At 35.5% G+C, this 18,670-nt stretch carries 16 protein-coding genes; 10 read left to right on the forward strand and 6 right to left on the reverse strand.

The window, feature by feature from the left end:
* Positions 1–191: 191 nt before the first annotated feature.
* The 3 genes from BUE84_RS01435 to BUE84_RS01445 are packed head-to-tail and all read left to right on the forward strand — an operon-like array spanning position 192 to position 5,683.
* Positions 192–1,466, forward strand: a complete 1,275-nt coding sequence (locus tag BUE84_RS01435; protein WP_079240220.1) for a TolC family protein — start codon at positions 192–194, stop codon at positions 1,464–1,466.
* Between the two features lie 3 nt (positions 1,467–1,469).
* Positions 1,470–2,585: an efflux RND transporter periplasmic adaptor subunit gene (locus BUE84_RS01440; protein WP_079240221.1), complete on the forward strand. Its 1,116-nt coding sequence runs from the start codon at positions 1,470–1,472 to the stop codon at positions 2,583–2,585.
* Complete coding sequence (locus tag BUE84_RS01445) at positions 2,585–5,683, forward strand: efflux RND transporter permease subunit (RefSeq protein WP_079240222.1); 3,099 nt, start codon at positions 2,585–2,587, stop codon at positions 5,681–5,683. Before BUE84_RS01440 ends, BUE84_RS01445 begins: the two co-directional genes overlap by 1 nt.
* Before the next feature lie 59 nt (positions 5,684–5,742).
* On the opposite strand, the gene BUE84_RS01450 is transcribed toward BUE84_RS01445, so the two are convergent.
* Complete coding sequence (locus BUE84_RS01450) at positions 5,743–6,498, reverse strand: DUF5995 family protein (protein ID WP_079240223.1); 756 nt, start codon at positions 6,496–6,498, stop codon at positions 5,743–5,745.
* Positions 6,499–6,569: 71 nt separating this feature from the next.
* Entirely contained in the window at positions 6,570–6,806 is a 237-nt protein-coding gene (locus BUE84_RS01455; RefSeq protein WP_079240224.1) for a TIGR04149 family rSAM-modified RiPP, read from the reverse strand.
* 315 nt (positions 6,807–7,121) lie between these two features.
* Between BUE84_RS01455 and BUE84_RS01460 the strand changes: the two genes are divergently transcribed.
* The gene (locus BUE84_RS01460) at positions 7,122–8,522 is read left to right on the forward strand and encodes an MAC/perforin domain-containing protein (RefSeq protein WP_079240225.1); all 1,401 of its coding nucleotides are present in this window, start codon (positions 7,122–7,124) and stop codon (positions 8,520–8,522) included.
* A gap of 194 nt (positions 8,523–8,716) precedes the next feature.
* A complete protein-coding gene (locus BUE84_RS24300; protein ID WP_158521334.1) occupies positions 8,717–8,884 on the forward strand; it encodes a bacteriocin-like protein in 168 nt (55 codons plus the stop codon).
* Positions 8,885–8,985: 101 nt separating this feature from the next.
* Here the strand turns inward: BUE84_RS24300 and BUE84_RS01465 are convergent, their stop codons facing one another.
* From BUE84_RS01465 to pncB, 3 genes are all read right to left on the reverse strand, one after another.
* Entirely contained in the window at positions 8,986–9,876 is an 891-nt protein-coding gene (locus BUE84_RS01465; RefSeq protein ID WP_079240226.1) for a DUF2268 domain-containing putative Zn-dependent protease, read from the reverse strand.
* Positions 9,877–9,887: 11 nt separating this feature from the next.
* Positions 9,888–10,358 (reverse strand): YciI family protein, encoded by a 471-nt coding sequence (locus BUE84_RS01470; protein ID WP_079240227.1) that lies wholly within the window; start codon positions 10,356–10,358, stop codon positions 9,888–9,890.
* A 124-nt stretch (positions 10,359–10,482) separates the two neighbouring features.
* Positions 10,483–11,661: a nicotinate phosphoribosyltransferase gene (gene pncB / locus BUE84_RS01475; RefSeq protein WP_034694646.1), complete on the reverse strand. Its 1,179-nt coding sequence runs from the start codon at positions 11,659–11,661 to the stop codon at positions 10,483–10,485.
* A 319-nt stretch (positions 11,662–11,980) separates the two neighbouring features.
* On the opposite strand from pncB, the gene BUE84_RS01480 reads away from it, so the two are divergent.
* Positions 11,981–13,519: a hypothetical protein gene (locus BUE84_RS01480; RefSeq protein ID WP_079240228.1), complete on the forward strand. Its 1,539-nt coding sequence runs from the start codon at positions 11,981–11,983 to the stop codon at positions 13,517–13,519.
* Here the strand turns inward: BUE84_RS01480 and BUE84_RS01485 are convergent.
* Complete coding sequence (locus BUE84_RS01485) at positions 13,504–13,980, reverse strand: Dps family protein (protein ID WP_079240229.1); 477 nt, start codon at positions 13,978–13,980, stop codon at positions 13,504–13,506. The genes BUE84_RS01480 and BUE84_RS01485 overlap by 16 nt on opposite strands.
* Before the next feature lie 235 nt (positions 13,981–14,215).
* Here BUE84_RS01485 and BUE84_RS01490 point away from each other — a divergent pair, with 235 nt between their 5' ends.
* The 4 genes from BUE84_RS01490 (at position 14,216) to fusA (ending at position 18,664) form a co-directional block, all read left to right on the forward strand.
* Positions 14,216–15,358: a hypothetical protein gene (locus tag BUE84_RS01490; RefSeq protein ID WP_079240230.1), complete on the forward strand. Its 1,143-nt coding sequence runs from the start codon at positions 14,216–14,218 to the stop codon at positions 15,356–15,358.
* A 268-nt stretch (positions 15,359–15,626) separates the two neighbouring features.
* Positions 15,627–16,040 carry a 30S ribosomal protein S12 gene (gene rpsL / locus BUE84_RS01495; protein WP_002983146.1) on the forward strand — a complete coding sequence of 138 codons (414 nt, stop codon included), beginning with the start codon at positions 15,627–15,629 and terminating at the stop codon, positions 16,038–16,040.
* Positions 16,041–16,063: 23 nt separating this feature from the next.
* Positions 16,064–16,540, forward strand: coding sequence for a 30S ribosomal protein S7 (gene rpsG, locus BUE84_RS01500; protein ID WP_034694654.1), 477 nt, complete (start codon positions 16,064–16,066; stop codon positions 16,538–16,540).
* Positions 16,541–16,546: 6 nt separating this feature from the next.
* Positions 16,547–18,664 carry an elongation factor G gene (gene fusA, locus BUE84_RS01505; protein WP_079240231.1) on the forward strand — a complete coding sequence of 706 codons (2,118 nt, stop codon included), beginning with the start codon at positions 16,547–16,549 and terminating at the stop codon, positions 18,662–18,664.
* Positions 18,665–18,670: the final 6 nt, after the last annotated feature.

The following is an 18,670-nucleotide window of genomic DNA, read 5'->3' on the forward strand; positions in this document are numbered from 1 at the left end:
GTGTCATCTGTGAAATCTGTGAGAGATTAAAATATTCAATAGGAGGAGGCAAAACATCTTAATTCAAAAGCAATTCCCAGGAATAAAAAAGTTCTAATCAAACTCTAATGTTGAACTAACCGAATTTTAATTTTCTTTACAATTCCTTCTAATATTAGGCAAATAGCTTTGTGGTCTTAAAATAAGAGACTTTGAAAAAGCTATTTTTTACACTATTTTATATTCATTGTTTCAGTTTCTTTTCAGCACAGATTTCAGATACCCTGAAAATTGGAAGAAAGGAAGCTGAGACTATCTTTTTGGCTAAAAACCTCGACCTCATTGCACAGAAGCTTGAAATTTCACAAGCCGAGGCAAGAGCTGTTCAGGCTAAATACTGGCCTAATCCTACATTAAGTATCAGCGAAGTTAATTTATGGAGAACTTATGACATAGAAGAGCAGCCGGCATTGATCGGAAACTGGGGAAAAAATACCCAGATTTCTGCGGAGATAGAACAGGTGATTCAGACTGCAGGTAAAAGGCGAAAAAATATTGAACTGCAGAAAATAGAAGTGGAAGGAGAGAAGTATGAACTGCAGGAAGTTTTGCGTGAACTTAAGAAGACCCTCAGAAATACCATTACCGAAATTCTTTACAATCAGGAACAGCAGAAAATCTATCAGGGGCAGATCACTTCCATTGAGAAATTAACAAAATCCTACAATAATCAATTAAACCTTGGCAATATCAGTAAAGCTGAATATGTTCGCTTAAAAGCACAGGAGATTGAATTCAAGAAGAAGCTGATTTCATTAAAACAGGAAATCGAAGATCAGCAGGTTGAGCTCAAAGCACTACTAATGTTGCCTTCTCAATCTTATCTGGTGATAACAGATTCATTTGTCATGCCTGAAAAACAGCTTTCTGAGTTCGAAGTGAATCAATGGATAGACAAGGCAAAAGAAAACCGCCCCGATATTATGATCTCGAAAAATAAAGAGAAACACGCTGCTAAAAACCTCGAAATTCAAAATGCTATGAAAACTCCTGATGTTGCGGTTTCTATAGGATATGACCGTGGAGGAAATATCATGAAAGACTTTATAGGATTAGGTGTTTCTATGGATCTTCCCATTTTCGACCGTAACAAAGGAAATATTCAGGAAGCTAAGCTTGAAATTGAGAAAAGTAAACTTGAGACCCGCAAAAACATGCTGAAGTCTGAGAATGAAATTGTCTCTGTTTTCAGAAACTATATCCGTACCCAACAGGTTTCAGAAGAGATTGATGATAATTATGAATCTACTCTGGACGGTTTACTGGTAAGCCATGAGAAAAACTTCAGACTAAGGAATATCAGCATGCTGGAGTACATGGATTTTCTGGATACCTACATCGGAAATAAAATGATCATCCTGGATACTAAAAAAGAATTGAATCAATACTACGAAAACCTGCAGTATGTTGTAGGACAAGATTTATAAGATATGAACAAAAATATTACTAAATACACTGCTGCAGCTTATCTGTCTGCCCTCATCATTTTTACAGGCTGTGCCGGAAAACAGGAAAATAAAGAAGCTGAAAAAAGTTACTGCATCAGCAAAGAACTTAAAAAAGATATTAAACTGGCCAAAGCAGAACTGCTTCCCATAGAAGAAAGTATTACGCTTACCGGAGAAGTGGAAAGCAATTCTGATAAAACGGTTCCTTTTGTGAGTCTTGTAGACGGAGTCGTGATGGATACCTATTTCTCACTTGGTGATTATGTGAAAAAAGGACAAACGTTGGCAAGCGTAAAGAGTACAGCTGTGAATGAAATGCAGGATGACACCCAGACCTTGCAGGCTCAGTTGGCAGTTGCGAAAAGAAAGTTGTCTTCTGTAGAAGCCATGTATAAAGATGACATTGCCTCTCAGAAAGATTTACAGGAAGCCCGTTCGGAAGTTGCCATTTTGCAATCTAATATTTCCAAAACACAGAAAAATATGCAGCTGTATTCAGCAGGAGGAAATACCATTCAGATAAAAGCCCCGGCAGACGGATATGTAATTTCAAAGAATATTTCTAAAGGAATGCCTGTGACTGCAGGAGGAGATCAACTGTTTACCATTTCCAATCTGGATAAAGTCTGGGTAATGGCCAATGTATATGCTACCAATATGAGACATGTCTATGTAGATCAGCCGGTAGTAGTAAAAACGCTTGCTTATCCGGATGATAGTTTTTCAGGGAAAATCAACAATATTTCTCAGGTTTTTAATGAAAATGAAAGAGTATTGAAGGCCAAAATCATTATGGATAATAACGGAATGAAGCTGAGACCGGGAATGTCTGCAGATGTTGTATTGCCCGTGAATTCACAAAATAAAAGCGCATTGGCTATTCCTGCGAAAGCCTTAATCTTTGATAACAACCAAAGCTATGTAGTGGTGTATAAAAAAGATTGTGAACTTGAGATCAGACCCGTAACAGAAATTGCTTCCAACAGCCAGTATATTTATGTAGAAGGCAATTTAAAATCAGGTGAAAATGTCATTGCTTCCAACGGGCTATTGATTTATGAAAACCTGAAAAACCAATTAAATAATTCCACGAAGTAATGCGAAAATTTGTACAGAATATAGTTTCCTTCTCTTTAAAAAACTCACTGATTGTTCTTTTAGGGACTTTTCTTTTGCTGGCCGGAGGAATCTATTCCTATATGCATACGCCGATTGAAGCATTTCCGGATGTTACCAATACAAGGGTGAGAGTCATTACCCAATGGCCGGGAAGAAGTGCTGAAGAAATAGAAAAGTTCGTCACCTTACCCATTTCCAAAGAAATGAATGCCATCCCGAACAAAACTTCGGTGCGTTCTATTTCCTTATTCGGATTGTCTGTGGTGACGGTGATTTTTGATGATCATGTGAATGATTTTTATGCCCAGCAATATGCTTCCAATAAACTCGGAAATGTGGAGCTGCCTGCCGGAGCAGAATACAGTATTGAGCCTCCTTCCGGAGCTACAGGTGAAATTTACAGATATATAATCAAGAGTAAACTTCCCATCAAAGAAGTAACCACTATTCAGGATTGGGTAGTGGAAAGAGAATTGCTTGCTGTTCCCGGCGTAGCAGATGTGGTAAGCTTTGGTGGAGAAGAGAAAACATATGAAATAAAAATTAATCCTACGGAATTACACAATTATGACCTTTCCCCCCTGGATGTGTATGAAGCGGTTTCGAAGAGTAATATCAATGTGGGAGGAGATGTAGTGGCAAAAGGTGATCAGGCTTATGTAGTGCGGGGGATTGGTCTTTTGGAGAAAAAAGAAGATATTGAGAATATTCAGATCGAGGTAAAAGGTTCTACGCCTATTCTGGTGAAACATGTAGCAGAAGTAAAAGTTTCTGCGAAACCGAGATTGGGACAGGTAGGCTACAATAAAGAAAATGATGTTGTAGAAGGAATTGTGATCATGCTTCGAGGTGAAAACCCAAGTGAAGTCATTGCAAGACTGAAAGACAGAATAGAAGAACTGAATGGGGGAGAACTTCCCGGTGACGTACAGATTGTTCCGATCATCGACCGTACAGAACTTGTGAACACAACGGTTCATACTGTTTCCAAAAACCTTATTGAAGGAGTCATTCTGGTTTCCATTATTGTGTTTATTTTCCTTTACAACTGGAGAACAACTTTTATTGTTGCGTCAGTAATTCCTTTGGCTTTCCTGTTTGCTATTATTATGCTGAAAATTCAGGGATTGCCGGCCAACCTGATTTCTATGGGAGCACTTGACTTTGGGTTGCTTCTGGAAGGAACATTGGTGATTGTAGAACATGTCTTTGTCGCTCTTGAGCTTAAAGCGAAAAAGATTGGACTACGGAGATTCAATAAAATTTCAAAACTGGGGATCATCAAGAAAAGCGCAGGAAGTGTGGCAAGTTATATTTTCTTTGCCCTATTGATTCTGATCGTTGCTCTGATGCCGATTTTCTCTTTCCAGAAAGTAGAAGGAAAAATGTTCTCACCATTAGCATTTACACTAGGGTATGCATTATTAGGATCATTGATCTTAAGTTTGACTTATGTTCCAGCAATGTGTAAACTTTTGTTGACAAAAAATATTGAAGAAAAAGAAAACTTTATTTCAAGATTCTTCAGAGTTAATATCTACAGAATTTACGAATTCAGTGACCGTCATAAAAAAGGATTTATCATTGGTTTCATTGCTTTGCTTGCTGTTTGCGGATGGAGATTTTCCAATTACGGATCTGAATTCTTACCGAAACTGAACGAAGGTGCGATCTACGTAAGAGCAACCCTGCCAAACAGTGTGAACCTGGATGAATCTGTACGATTGACCAAAGAGATGAAGGAGATTCTCATGAAGTATGATGAAGTGAAATTTGTGATGACCCAAACAGGTCGTCCGAATGACGGAACCGATCCCACCGGATTTTTTAATATCGAATTTAATATTCAGCTGAAGCCGGAAAATGAATGGAAGAAAAACATTTCCAAAGAAGAACTCCTTGAAGAAATGAGAATTTCCCTTGAAAAATTTCCGGGTATCAATTTTGGATTCAGCCAGCCGATACAGGATAATGTGGAAGAGTATGTGGCAGGAGTGAAAGCTCCGCTGGTGATTAAGATTTTTGGAAATGATCTTTTCGAACTTGAAAATTATGCTAATAAAGTAGCCAACTCTATCAGAACAGTTCCGGGAATATCGGATGTGAATGTTTTCAAAAATATCGGACTTCCGGAGTTGAGAATACAGCTTCACGATTCCAAAATGGCAAAATATGGTGTTTCTACAGCAGATGCACAGGCGGTCATCGAAATGACAATCGGAGGACAGGCTGCCACCAAATTTTACGAAGAAGAAAGAATGTTTGACGTAATGCTTAGGTTTGAAAAAGATTACAGAGATACCCCTGAAAAGATGGGAAATATTCTGATCCCGACTCAGGATAATAAAAAAGTCCCTTTGAAAGAAATTGCAACCATTGATTATCATACCGGACCATCATTTATTTACCGTGAAGGAAACAGCAGATACATTGGTGTCGGATTCAATATTGAAGGACGTGATTTAGGAAGTACGATTCAGGAGGCTAAAATGAAAGTAGATAAGGAAGTAAAACTTCCTAAAAATCATAAAATGACATGGGCCGGAGAATTTGAAAGTAAAGAAAGAGCCGCAAAACAGCTGGCAATGGTTGTGCCGATTTCTTTAGTTCTTATTTTGATGCTGTTGTATTTCAATTTTGGAAATATAAAAGACACGCTCATTTCGTCTATTACATTAGCATTCGCATTTATCGGAGGATTCTTATCCCTTTGGTTTACGGGAACGATCTTCGGAATTTCAGCGGGAATCGGTTTCATTATCCTTTTCGGAGTGGCAACCATAGACGGTATCGTTCTGATTGGAGTCATGAAAGAAAACCTACAAAACAGGATGTCACTTAAAGAATCCATAGCACAGGGAGTAAAAAGCAGAATCCGTCCTGTGGTGATGATTGCCCTTATGGGATCTATGGGACTTCTTCCGGCAGCCATGTCCAACGGAATGGGCTCTGAAATTCAGAAACCTTTAGCCATTATGATTGTAGGCGGGCTGATTGTCTGTATGCTGCTGTCATTTACAATACTACCTATCATTTTCCATTATGCCTACTGTAAAAAGCATAAGGAAGCAATATAGTTTCTTTTATTTTGTTCATTATGAGGCCGGGATCCGTGAGGAAGATCCCGGCCTTTTTATTATGCTTTTTTTGTAGCTTCTAAAATTTCAATATTCTTCACCACATCGCTGCTTTCACATTTTTTAAGCTCTTTTAGAAGAGCAGGAGTTAGGATCTTCGGGTTCAGAATTTGGGTTGCAACTTTAGCGGCGGCGTAATCTACAATCCCAATCACAGATTCTCTCAGGAAATTCGGAGTATTGGAGGCGATGATTGCTGTTGCCCAGGAAGTGTCTCTTGCTTTGGATATGGCGAAATCAAGTACAGCATTATCCTTTCCGTTGGAGAGTTTGTCAACAAGATCCACCGGATAGCAGATTTTGTTTAAAGAATCCTGTACGTTCTGATTGATGGAAGCAATGACATTATTAATGTTCTCAAAATCTTTTTTCAGAGGATTTATTTTCCGGTAAGGCATAATAGAAGCAGCAGAAACACCGAGGTCCAGGTTGATGTGAGCATTCATACCAAGAAATATATGCTGTAATATTAAAATATTCTTGTTTTTAGTGGCTTCAAAAGCAGTATACCATGAGTTGGTACATCTTTCTCCTTTGCTATAGCTTTCCCATGCCTGAAGATATCTTTGTGCAAAAGCAATATCAAGCAATGTCATTCTGGGATTATCTTCAAATTTTTTCTGCTGAATTCCTTTCAGAACCTGGGCGGTCATGATTCTGTAGGTACAGGCAAAATATCCCGCAGGGCTTTTGTTTTCCTTGCACCAGATAATTATCTCATCCAGTTTTTTAAGAACTTCTTCAATGGTTTTCATGATGGTTTTGTTTACTTAAAGATAATAAAAAAGTGAGCCGGAAAGCTCACTTTATGTATTGTTCATTCTGATTATGGAGTGATGATTATCGGATCAGGAAAAGGTTCAAGAACCAGTGGCTTGCACATGGCTGCCGGTTGGCAGGTTCCTCCCATGCATATAAAGTTAGTCATTGTGGTAGTACCGTCAGGACATCTGATCATGCCTTCACCATGGCATCCTCCCGGACATTCTGCCGGATAGAGTGTTCCACCAAATACATCTTTCATTTCTGTTCTCGAAAGTTTTGTAATGTTTAATTTTTTCATGAGTTTAATTTTTAATTATGGTATTGGTTTGTTGTAACCCGCTCATCATTAATAAGTGAGTTGAGTTGCTATAAGCTAAAATAATTAAATTAATTCATTGATAAAAGAAATATGTTTTAAATTTTTAATTCAATTTGTGTGTAACATTTTGAAATAAAATTGGTTGTGTGTTTGAATGTGTGTTTATTTCCATTCAAAGAGAGATAAATTATTGTGATTTTCTATTGCTAACGATCTATTAATTCCCTTGTTTATGATTTATGTCATTCTGGTTTTGAATGCAAAGAATTAAGTTTGTGTACTTAAAATAAAAATATGAAAAAACTAAGTTTCTTTTTTACCAGTATTGTTTTGCTGTTTTTAACATCTTGCTCTACTGAAGAATTTGAAAATTCTAACCAAAATGAAAACTCAAAAAAAAGCTCAGGGAGAAATTTTGCTAAATTCGCTGGTGATGGCGCTTATGACATCTTAGGATATGGTTATAACGCAACCGGAGAATATGCAAATTCAAACTCCTCAGGATATCAGGTAATTGATCTTGAAAAGTTCAAAAACGAACAGGCCGGAAGATTGATTACTGATAATGTATTTTCTCAGGAGTATCTTGAAGAATATGGTGAAAATGCAGAAGCGTATTCAAAAATGGTATCTACGAAGGTAGGGGCAACAGCTGGATTTTCTTTATTTAAAAAGCTCATTTCTGTTACTTTTAGTTCTTCGGTGAGTAATACTACAACCAATAAATTTGATGCTAAATATATTTATGGAAGCTATAATCTTTTAATTAAACAAAGAAGATTCAGGTTTAATGCTACTCCTGTTTTATTATCAGATTATTTGACTCCGGAGTTTACGAGTGATCTACAGAACAACAGCCCTGCGCAGATTGTAAACGATTATGGAACCCATGTTGCGGTAGATATTTATACCGGTGCCAAGCTAGATGTAATGTTTCAATCTGAAACAACGAATCAAAGCCGTGAAAAGGCAGCCAGAGTGGGTGTTAAAGTGGGTGTAAAAAGTATTTTTGATGCCAATGTTGATAACGACGTAGATACTTCAGAATCCAATAAAAACTTTTCCAGAAAACTATCCTTTAAAACAAGAGGAGGAGATCCGTCTAAGAGTTTGGTAGGTGAGCTGAACCTTGATCAGGCGAACCCTAAAATTAATATTTCCAGTTGGCAGAACAGTTCAACACCAACGAATGCGGTATTGGTAGAGTTTGGAAGCAATGGTTTGGTTCCTCTTTATGAGCTCATTAAAGATCCGGTGAAGAAAGCTCAATTGAAAGCTTATATCGATCAATATTTAATTGATAATCAGGTGAGATTAGATTATACCAATACGGCAAATCTTGTCAATGGTAATTTTGTTAGAAATCCTGCGACCAACCAAATCTTTTTTATGTTTGAAAACAAATTGAGATATATCCAAAGCCCTATGACACTTTATGGATTATTTAATATTACCAGTGGTGAAATTGCTACTGTGAGCCCAAGCAATTTATCAACAGTAGAACGTGGAGCAGACTTGACACCTGATAATGATCTTAAACAGGATAATTATACCAATAAGATTTATATGAGGGAAGGTAATATTTTAAGATATATTCCAAATATTGGTATTTATAATAAATATAGATTTAATAATAATGCAGTTAAAAAAATAAATGGTACAAATGGCTATACAATAGGCAGCGATATTTTTTAATTTGAAATAATAACTGTAAAAAGAGACTGTCACAAAAGACAGTCTCTTTTTTATTTCTCAAATTTCAATATATAATTGTTTGAAGTGTAGTGTATTAAAAAATAAATTGTATATTTATTTCCAGGTAAAGAGAAATAATAAAGAGGAATCCGAAAATCTTAAAGAGTAGGAAATCAAATTAAACTAAATTAATCATGAAAAATTTAAAAAGCTTAAACAGAAAAGAGTTAAAAACTGTTTTAGGTGGTGCAGCATTGGCTTGTGAAACACCTGTAGATGGAGGCTGTCCGGCAGGATATACATTCTGCAGCAATCCTTATTGCTGTTATCCACCAAGAAAACCATATATCTGTTTTGATTAAGAAAAAAATCCCTCAACTGAGGGATTTTTTATTTATTAAGGATTTTCTTTTTAAAGTTACTGCTTAACGTAAGAATTCAGGTTTAATAGGACACTAAATAATCAGAACCCACTTTTTTCATAAATTTCACGAGGTGACTTTATGAAAACATCTTTCCAGGAGTCTTTGCCATTCTTTAATATATATTGTTCAATAATTTTGTAGCCGATGTAATATCCTATTGCACCGGGAAGTTTTTCATTAAGTTTTGTCTCTCTGCTCCTGAAGATATCTATAATGTTGGCATCTTCTGAAAATTTACTTTTCTCAAAAAATGATTTAATCAGTTCCATGTTTTTTTCACATAGCTTTAATTCTTGATCTGTATAGCCAAGATGTTGTGCAAGTGTATATTTTTTCTTCCAGTATTTTTGATTAATCCAAACGGCAAAACCTTCTCCGATTATAGGTTCCAGTGCAGTTCTGTCATCATGCTTGTTTGTTTTCATCATAATTTGATGGGTAATTTCATGAGGTAAAATTTGCTCAATACTTTCTAAAGACTTATTGTTTTCGTGAGATAAATCTATCACCATCGCGTATCTGCCCAGTCCTCCTAAATCAGTCCACGCGGGGCCAAATAATATATACCAGTCTCCCTTGACATCGTAACCGGTCAGAGTTTTCATGTCTTTAGAAAACTTTTGAAGAGATTGGGTGATTTGTTTTCCATTCACATATTTGCTTTTCTCAATCCAGTTATCTGTTTGAGACTGATTGTCGTTGAGCCATTGTACCACTTTGTCAGAATTTCCCAGATATCCATTCCATAGCTTTTGATACGGAGTGTAAATAGAATCTGCATATACTTTATTCCTTTGAATAGAATCCGAATTTTTGTAGTGCTTCAATATTCTGATTTGTACAGTAGAAACATCAATAGTATTGATGTCCTTTTGGGCAAAAAGGCCCTGGAAGAAAATTATAAGGAAGATAGAAATATATTTTTTCACAGTAAAAAACTTTAAGGATTTTCTTTTGAGATTTCATCGTGATGCTTTAGATACAAAGGTAACGCTGCTGAACCATACCAAGGGAAAATTTCATAGCTGAAAACACCAGCCTGAACCGCAGGATCGGTTTTTACCCATTGTTCAGCTTCTTCCTTAGATTTAGTATTGAAAATAAACATACCGCGGTAGTTTTCCTTATTCTTTTCAAGGAAAGGTCCGGCAACAACAATTTTGCCTTCATCTGCCAGTTTGCCGATATTGGTCATGTGGCCTTTCATGAGTTCTCCCATTTTGGCTTTGTCTTCAATTTTAGCAGAACCTGATGTCAGCATGACAATCGTATAAGGTTTCATTCCATATTTGTCAGCTCCTAAAGAAGTGGCCAGTTCCTGATTATATTTAGGCTTTTCTGCTTTCTTTTCCTGAGCAAAGGAAAAAGCTGATATGAGAAGACCTGCAAGGAGTAATGTTCTTGATTTCATCTTGTTTTATTTTGATAAATATAATAAATCCTTTTAGATTTTTGAAAACTGAATTTTAAGTGATGATAAAAACAAAAAACCTCGATGACTTCGAGGTTTATATCTAATTGTTCTGATGAGGTTATTAATCTTTAATTCGTAAAAATTCTTTCGCCAATTCAATCATCTTTGGATCTCCGGTATATTTACCATGTTCATCTGAAAGTTTTACCGTAGGAATCCATTCTTTATTGGGAGCTTGTACACCGATGAGTTTCATTACGATATTCATTGGTTTCAATCCTACATCATTGGTAAGGTTGGTTCCGATTCCGAATGAGATGCCAATTTTTCCTCTGCAGTAATTGGTGATTTCCTCTACTTTTTCAAGATTTAAAGCATCGGAAAAAATAATATATTTAAACATCGGATTAATCCCGTTTCTTTGATAGTGGGCAATGGTTTTATCTGCAAATTCTAAAGCATCACCACTGTCATGACGAACCCCATCGAAAAGCTTCGCAAATTTTTTGTCGAACTGTTGGAAGAAAACATCGGTAGTATAAGTATCAGACAAGGCCACTCCAAGATCGCCTCTATAGACGTCTACCCAGTGTTCCAGTGCCATTTCATTGGCCATTTTGAATCCATATTCGGCTGCGTGGAACATAAACCATTCATGAGCATGCGTTCCGATTGGTTTTACGCCGTACTTCATTGCAAAATGAACGTTTGAACTTCCGATAAATGTAGATTCTTTTTTCTGAGTTAAAGCTTCCATTACCAGATTCTGAACCTTATAAGAATGTCTTCTTCTCGTTCCGAATTCTGCAAATGTTACTCCAAGTCTACCCAATGAGTCAGCCTTTTCGATTGTTTTGCTCATCACCACTTCGTTGGAATCTCTTTCCATGTGGTTCATCTCGTAATGCAGCTCACTGATTAATGCAAGTAGTGGAACTTCCCAAAGAATGGTTCTGTACCAAAGTCCTTCCACAATAACGGAAAGATCGCCTCCTTCCTGATGAATTTTTACTTCAGATGGGTCATAATGGTAGCCTTCTAAAAAATCAAGATAGGGTAGATCTATATAAGGACATGTTCTTGCCATGAATTTTTTTTCATCCTTCGTAAGCTTAAGTTCAGCCATTTTATTCACAGCTTCTCTTAAAGCAGCATCAAACCCTTCCGGGAAGTGGTGCTTCCCTCTGTTGATAAATTCATATTTTACAATAGAACCCGGAAATAGCTTTACCACAGCATTCTGCATGGTTATTTTATAGAAATCATTATCAAGGATAGAGTTTAATCTGACGTCGTTCATAATATGTGTAATTTTAACGCAAATATAAAAATAAAAAATAAAATCCCCTAAATGTAAGGCGATTTTTTTGAAATATTTCCATGCTTTTTGATGGAGTTACTTTCCAAGATAAGAATTGTGCACCAGACTTCTTTCTCCTGTTCGGTAATATAGTAGCTCATTTGAGAGTTTGGCCTATATATATAATTTTACAACAGTATTCTGCATGGTAATGTTATGAAAATTGTTGTCGGGTATTGAATTAAAGGGTAATGCAGATTTTTTTTGTAATAAAATTTAATAATTTAATTTTGTTTTCTATATTTATTTAGGCAGTAAAATGAAAAAATACGGATTTATAAGTGTTTTTGTTTTTCTATTAGGCTATTTTTTTTACTTAGTTTCGGAGATTCTTTCTTTGCCAAAAGGTGTAGGCTATTTTTATCCTGTTGATGATGTTTATATTCATTTGGAGGTAGCAAAAAATATAGCTGATAAGTTTTTATTTTCTATCAACTCCAATTCATTTGATCCGGCATCTTCATCTATATTATATAGTTTATTTTTGAGCCTTTTAATAAAAGTTTTTGGGGATTCATCTTATTATCCTTTGTTTATTAATCTTACGTTTGGAGTTTTAACAAGTTTTTACGCAGCCAATTTTGTTGCCCTTCAATATGGAAAGAAGTTTGCTCTGTTTTTTATTTTTCTGTTGCAGCCATTAGCAATGATTTATCTTTCCTCTATATTAGGAATGGAGCATACTATTCATATATTCCTCATAGTTCTGTTTTTTATTTTTTATAATAAATTAGCTTCAGGAGATGTGAAGGCTTTCTCACATTTATTAATAGTCGTTTTTTTTCTCGGAGCAGTAAGATTTGAAAGTGTGTTCTTCATTTCTGCCGTTATTTTTGTTTTTGTAGGTCAGAAAAAATTTAGACAGGGCTTATTGATGGGTTTTGTCGGGTTTTTCCCTATAATTATGTATGGATTATATTCTCTTCTTATGGGAGGGCTGTTTTTCCCAAATTCAGTACTTGTCAAAAGTAATTTTCATGTTTCAGATGTGGAAAGCTTTATAAAAATATTGAAAAGCAAGTTTTTGATTGTGGATTATATTAAGTATTTGTTTCCTTTCAGTATATTTTATTTAATGTATGCTTTTTCCAGATATAGACATGCAAAATTTCAAAAAGTTCTTGAAATGGAAGCATTGCCAATCATAATTTTGCTTACTTCTTATGGGCAGCTCATTTTTGGAATAATGACATTTAGATATGAAAATTATTTGATGATTGCCTATCTTTTTATTGGAGTTAAAATTTGTGATTTTTATTTTAAAACTTCAGGTTTCTCTATTCCTAAGCTTTTTGCTTTTTTATTTGTAGGCTACTCGGTAGTTTTTGGACTATTCAAAATGTATTGGTATCATCCGGTTTTATATACTGATTCTAAAAATCTTTACTACAACCAATATAAGCTCGCACAGTTTTTAAAAAAGTATTATTATTCTGAAACAATTGTAGCCAATGATATTGGCGCAATCACTTATTTTACGAATATTGAAGTTTTAGATATGTATGGATTGGGAAGTACAGATGTTGCAAAATACAAATATAAAAACCCTGATGGGAATGATTTTTCATATTTTATGGAAGAATTAAGTTGCCGTAAAAATGCGCGAATTGCTGTAATATACCCAGAATGGTTTGTAAGTCAAATTCCCCAAAATTGGGTTTTGGTTGGAAAATGGAAAATGAGTGATTTTAGAAATCCTCATATAAGGTATGTCAATTTTTATGCTGTTACAAAAAATGACATACCTTATTTAAGGAAAAGTTTAAAAGAGTTTAAATATAATTACTTCCCAAGATAAGAGTTATACATCCAAACTTCTTTCTCCTGCTCGGTAATATAGTCGCTCATTTGCGAGTTGGTACCTTCATCTCCAGCTTCATCTGTGATATCTAAAAGTTCTCTCTGCAAATCAATCACCACTTTGAATGAGCTTAGAATCTGTTCAACACTTTTGGTGCCGTCAGTTACTTCTTTGCTTTCCTTAATGGTTGCTACCTTTAAGTAATCTGAATAGTTATGTGCAGGGGTAGCTCCTAACGTAAGGATTCTTTCTGCAATTTCGTCAATCTTTAATACAAGGCTGTTGTACAATTCCTCAAACTTCGGATGAAGGGTGAAAAACTGTTCTCCTTTAATATTCCAGTGAGAACCTCTGGTATTCTGATAGAATACAGAATAGTTAGCCAATAAAACGTTTAATTTTTCTGAAATCTTTTTGCAATCGGCTTCTTTAAGGCCAATGATACTAGCATTTTTCATATGTATATATTTATTTTTTTAAGGTTAGATACAATCACTGCTTCCATTAAGTATGGGAGGAAGCTTTTTTGATGTGATTGATAGTTTATCATTTTGTATATCTCAAATTTACGAAATATCGTGCCGAACTCCACTGATTATTAATAGATCATAACTATAAGAAAGTTTTTAAATATAGTTTGGAAGTATTAATATTGTGCTTATTTAAAACAGACTTCAGAAATTATATACTTTTATGCTTTTTGACACCCCTATCAATATACCTGAAAATAAAGGAAGATCACTGGTTAAATATTTCAGTATTGGAATTGTACTGATTTATATTGGTGTTTTTATTGCGTTATATCTGAAAGCTGAAGAGCCATTTTCAGCCTGGACAATTTCTGATTGGCTGATCAATTATACTGATGGCGGTTTCAAAAGAAGAGGTCTTTTGGGAGATATGTTTTTTTATATACAGGATGTAACGGGATTGAATTTACAATTTCAAATCTTTATTCTTCAGATCGTGGGGTTGTCAGGGATTCTGTACGGGATGCTTTTATACCTAAAGAAATATAAGGTTGATCTTTTTTATCTGAGCATCATGGCCTCACCTTATATTCTTTTATTTCCTGCATTGACTGTGAGAAATGCCGGGAGAAGAGAAATCATCTTAATTCTTATAATGCTTTGGTATTCTTTTGTGAAAAAATCTAAGCTTAATGATGCGTTATTATGGATTTTTTATATCATTTTTCTTTTCATACACGAGGCCGGATTTTTTTTTCTTCCCTTTTTATTATGGATTAATTATTCCAAGTGGCAAAAAATTAATCTTAAATACATGCTGTCTATAGCAGTAGCTGCGTTTGCCAATATTGGTATTATCTATTTTTTGGGTGGAAATGTGAACGAAGGAGAAAGTTTATCGATCCTGAAAAGCAGAGGAGTGGTTTTTCAGAAAGAGAATATTTTTGATCTGGAATATTATTTTGATTTTAACTATGTTCTTCAGTACAAATTATCGTTTCTGGTTCATGCTATTGAGCTCCTTATCATGATATTTCAAATGGGACTTTATATTTATTTGTTTAAAAAAGAATCATTCTATAGCTATCTTTTCTGCAATGTGATCTGCCTTCTTTGGGTAACTCCTTTATATTATCTTGGAATTGATTGGATGAGATGGAATTATATTTATTCTACATTATTATTTATTGTTTTTACATCACTTTTAAAAACAAATGATTCCGGAGAGATCTCATTCAATAATAACCCGATAAAATCTCCATATCTTATTTTTTCTGGTATTTTTTATATACTGATTCTCTTGCATCTTCAACATGATACCATGATTGAATGGATTCAAAACTACCTTATATTGATCTTGAGTTAAAATTAAAGCAGTAAATCCGGAATCTATTTTGAAGAAAAAAATATTAAAAATCAGAAACAGATAAATTTCATAATTATTTAATATTCATTTTTAGGCTGTAAAATCTATTTCTTCCTGTTTGTTTTCCGCATGTATATTGTACTTCTATATTGATACTCATGAAATATGTTTCATTTCGGATGTAAGTATTTGATTTTAATTTTTATATAAGAGTTTGCAGATTAAAAAAATATTACTATTTTTGCACCCTAAAATAAAAAGCAATTAAATGCCTACTATTCAACAATTAGTAAGAAAAGGAAGAGCCACGCTTGCCAAGAAGAGCAAATCGGCTGCCCTAGATTCTTGTCCACAAAGACGTGGTGTATGTACGAGAGTATATACAACTACACCTAAGAAACCTAACTCTGCACTTAGAAAAGTAGCAAGGGTAAGACTTTCTAACGGTAAAGAAGTTAACGCCTATATCCCGGGCGAAGGACACAATCTTCAGGAGCACTCGATAGTATTGGTTAGAGGCGGAAGGGTGAAAGACCTACCGGGAGTACGTTACCACATCGTAAGAGGTGCATTAGACACCGCTGGTGTAAATGGAAGAACTCAGAGAAGATCTAAGTACGGAGCTAAGAGACCTAAACCAGGACAAGCAGCTGCTGCTCCTGCAAAAGGAAAGAAAAAATAATCATTAAATAAGGTACAAAAGCAATGAGAAAGACAAAAGCGAAAAAAAGACCGTTGTTACCAGATCCTAAATTTAATGATCAATTGGTAACGAGATTCGTAAACAACTTAATGCTTGACGGTAAGAAGTCAATCGCATTTAAAATTTTCTATGATGCATTAGAGATCGTAGAAACTAAAAAAGGAGATAACGAAAAAACTGCACTTGAAATCTGGAAAGATGCACTTACAAATGTAATGCCTCACGTAGAAGTACGTTCTAGAAGAGTAGGTGGAGCTAACTTCCAAATCCCTATGCCAATCAGAGCTGATAGAAAAATTTCTATGGCAATGAAATGGTTAATCAAATATTCTAAAGCTAGAAATGATAAGTCTATGGCTTTGAAATTAGCTAACGAAGTTGTAGCTGCTTCAAGAGAAGAAGGTGCTGCTTTCAAAAAGAAATCTGATACTCACAAAATGGCGGAAGCTAACAAAGCTTTCTCACACTTCAAATTCTAATCTGAAATGGGAAGAGATCTTAAATTTACAAGAAATATTGGTATCGCTGCTCACATTGATGCAGGTAAGACTACCACTACAGAAAGGATTCTATTCTATACAGGGGTAAACCACAAAATTGGTGAAGTTCACGATGGTGCTTCTACAATGGACTGGATGGAGCAGGAAGCAGAAAGAGGTATTACTATTACTTCTGCAGCGACCACTTGTTCTTGGAACTTTCCAACAGATCAAGGAAAACCTCTAGCTGATACTAAGCCTTACCACTTCAACATCATTGATACACCGGGACACGTTGACTTCACAGTAGAGGTAAACAGATCTTTAAGAGTATTGGATGGATTGGTATTCTTATTCTCTGCAGTAGATGGAGTAGAGCCTCAGTCTGAAACAAACTGGAGACTTGCTGACAACTACAAAGTTGCAAGAATGGGATTCGTAAACAAAATGGACAGACAAGGTGCTGACTTCCTTAACGTGGTAAACCAGGTTAAAGAAATGTTAGGATCTAACGCAGTTCCAATCGTTTTACCAATCGGTGCTGAAGAAGATTTCAAAGGTGTTGTTGACTTAATTAAAAACAGAGCGATCATCTGGGATGAAGCAGGACAAGGAGCTACTTTCGAAGTAGTGCCAATTCCTGAAGATATGAAAGATGAAGTTCTTGAATATAGAGAGAAACTAGTAGAAGCTGTTTCTGAATATGACGAAACTTTGATGGAGAAATTCTTCGAAGATCCGGATTCAATTACAGAAGAAGAAATCAATGCTGCATTGAGAGCTGCTACTATCGATTTATCTATTATCCCAATGACTTGTGGTTCTTCATTCAAGAATAAAGGAGTACAGTTTATGTTGGATGCAGTATGTAAATACCTTCCTTCTCCATTGGATAAAGATGATATCAAAGGTACTGACCCAAGAACAGATGCTGAAATTACAAGAAAGCCATCTGTAGATGAGCCTTTCTCTGCTCTAGCATTTAAGATTGCTACTGACCCGTTCGTGGGAAGATTAGCATTCTTCAGAGCATACTCTGGAAGACTGGATGCTGGTTCTTATATCTTGAACACTCGTTCAGGAGATAAAGAAAGAATCTCTAGAATCTATCAGATGCACGCTAACAAGCAAAACCCAGTAGAATATATTGAAGCTGGTGATATTGGTGCAGCAGTAGGATTCAAGTCTATCAAAACTGGTGATACAATGTGTGACGAGAAAAACCCAATCGTTCTTGAATCGATGGTTTTCCCTGATCCGGTAATTGGTATCGCTGTTGAGCCTAAAACTAAAGCTGACCAGGATAAAATGGGTAACGCTTTAGCAAAATTGGCTGAAGAAGATCCAACGTTTACGGTTAGAACTGACGAAGCTTCTGGACAAACGATTATCTCTGGTATGGGTGAGCTTCACTTAGATATCATTGTTGACCGTATGAAGAGAGAGTTCAAAGTTGAAGTAAACCAAGGACAACCTCAGGTAGAGTACAAAGAAAACTTAACAAAAGTTGCTCAACACAGAGAAGTTTACAAAAAACAATCTGGTGGTAAAGGTAAATTTGCTGACATTGTATTTGAACTAGGACCTGCAGACGAAGGTAAAGTTGGTTTAGAATTCATCAATGAGATCAAAGGTGGTAACGTTCCTAGAGAATTTGTTCCTGCAATTGAAAAAGGATTTAAAGCTGCAATGAAGAACGGTCCTTTGGCTGGTTTCGAAGTTGAAGGTATTAAAGTTACTCTTAAAGACGGATCTTTCCACGCGGTGGATTCTGATGCTCTTTCATTTGAAATGGCTGCTAAATTAGGATTTAAAGAAGCGGGACGTGCTGCTAAGCCAGTAATTATGGAGCCTATTATGAAGCTGGAAGTTGTAACTCCGGAAGAATATATGGGTAACATCATTGGTGACCTTAACAAAAGAAGAGGTACTATCAGTGGTCAGGAAGAGAAAAATGGAGCTGTTGTAATCAAAGGTTCTGTTCCACTTTCTGAAATGTTTGGATACGTAACTACTCTAAGAACACTTTCATCAGGAAGAGCTACTTCTTCTATGGAATTAGAGAAGTACCAAGCTACTCCACAAAACGTTGCTGAAGAAATCATAGCTAAAGCAAAAGGTTAATTTTTA

This window comes from Chryseobacterium indologenes (genome assembly GCF_002025665.1).
In the GTDB taxonomy this organism is placed as follows: domain Bacteria; phylum Bacteroidota; class Bacteroidia; order Flavobacteriales; family Weeksellaceae; genus Chryseobacterium; species Chryseobacterium metallicongregator.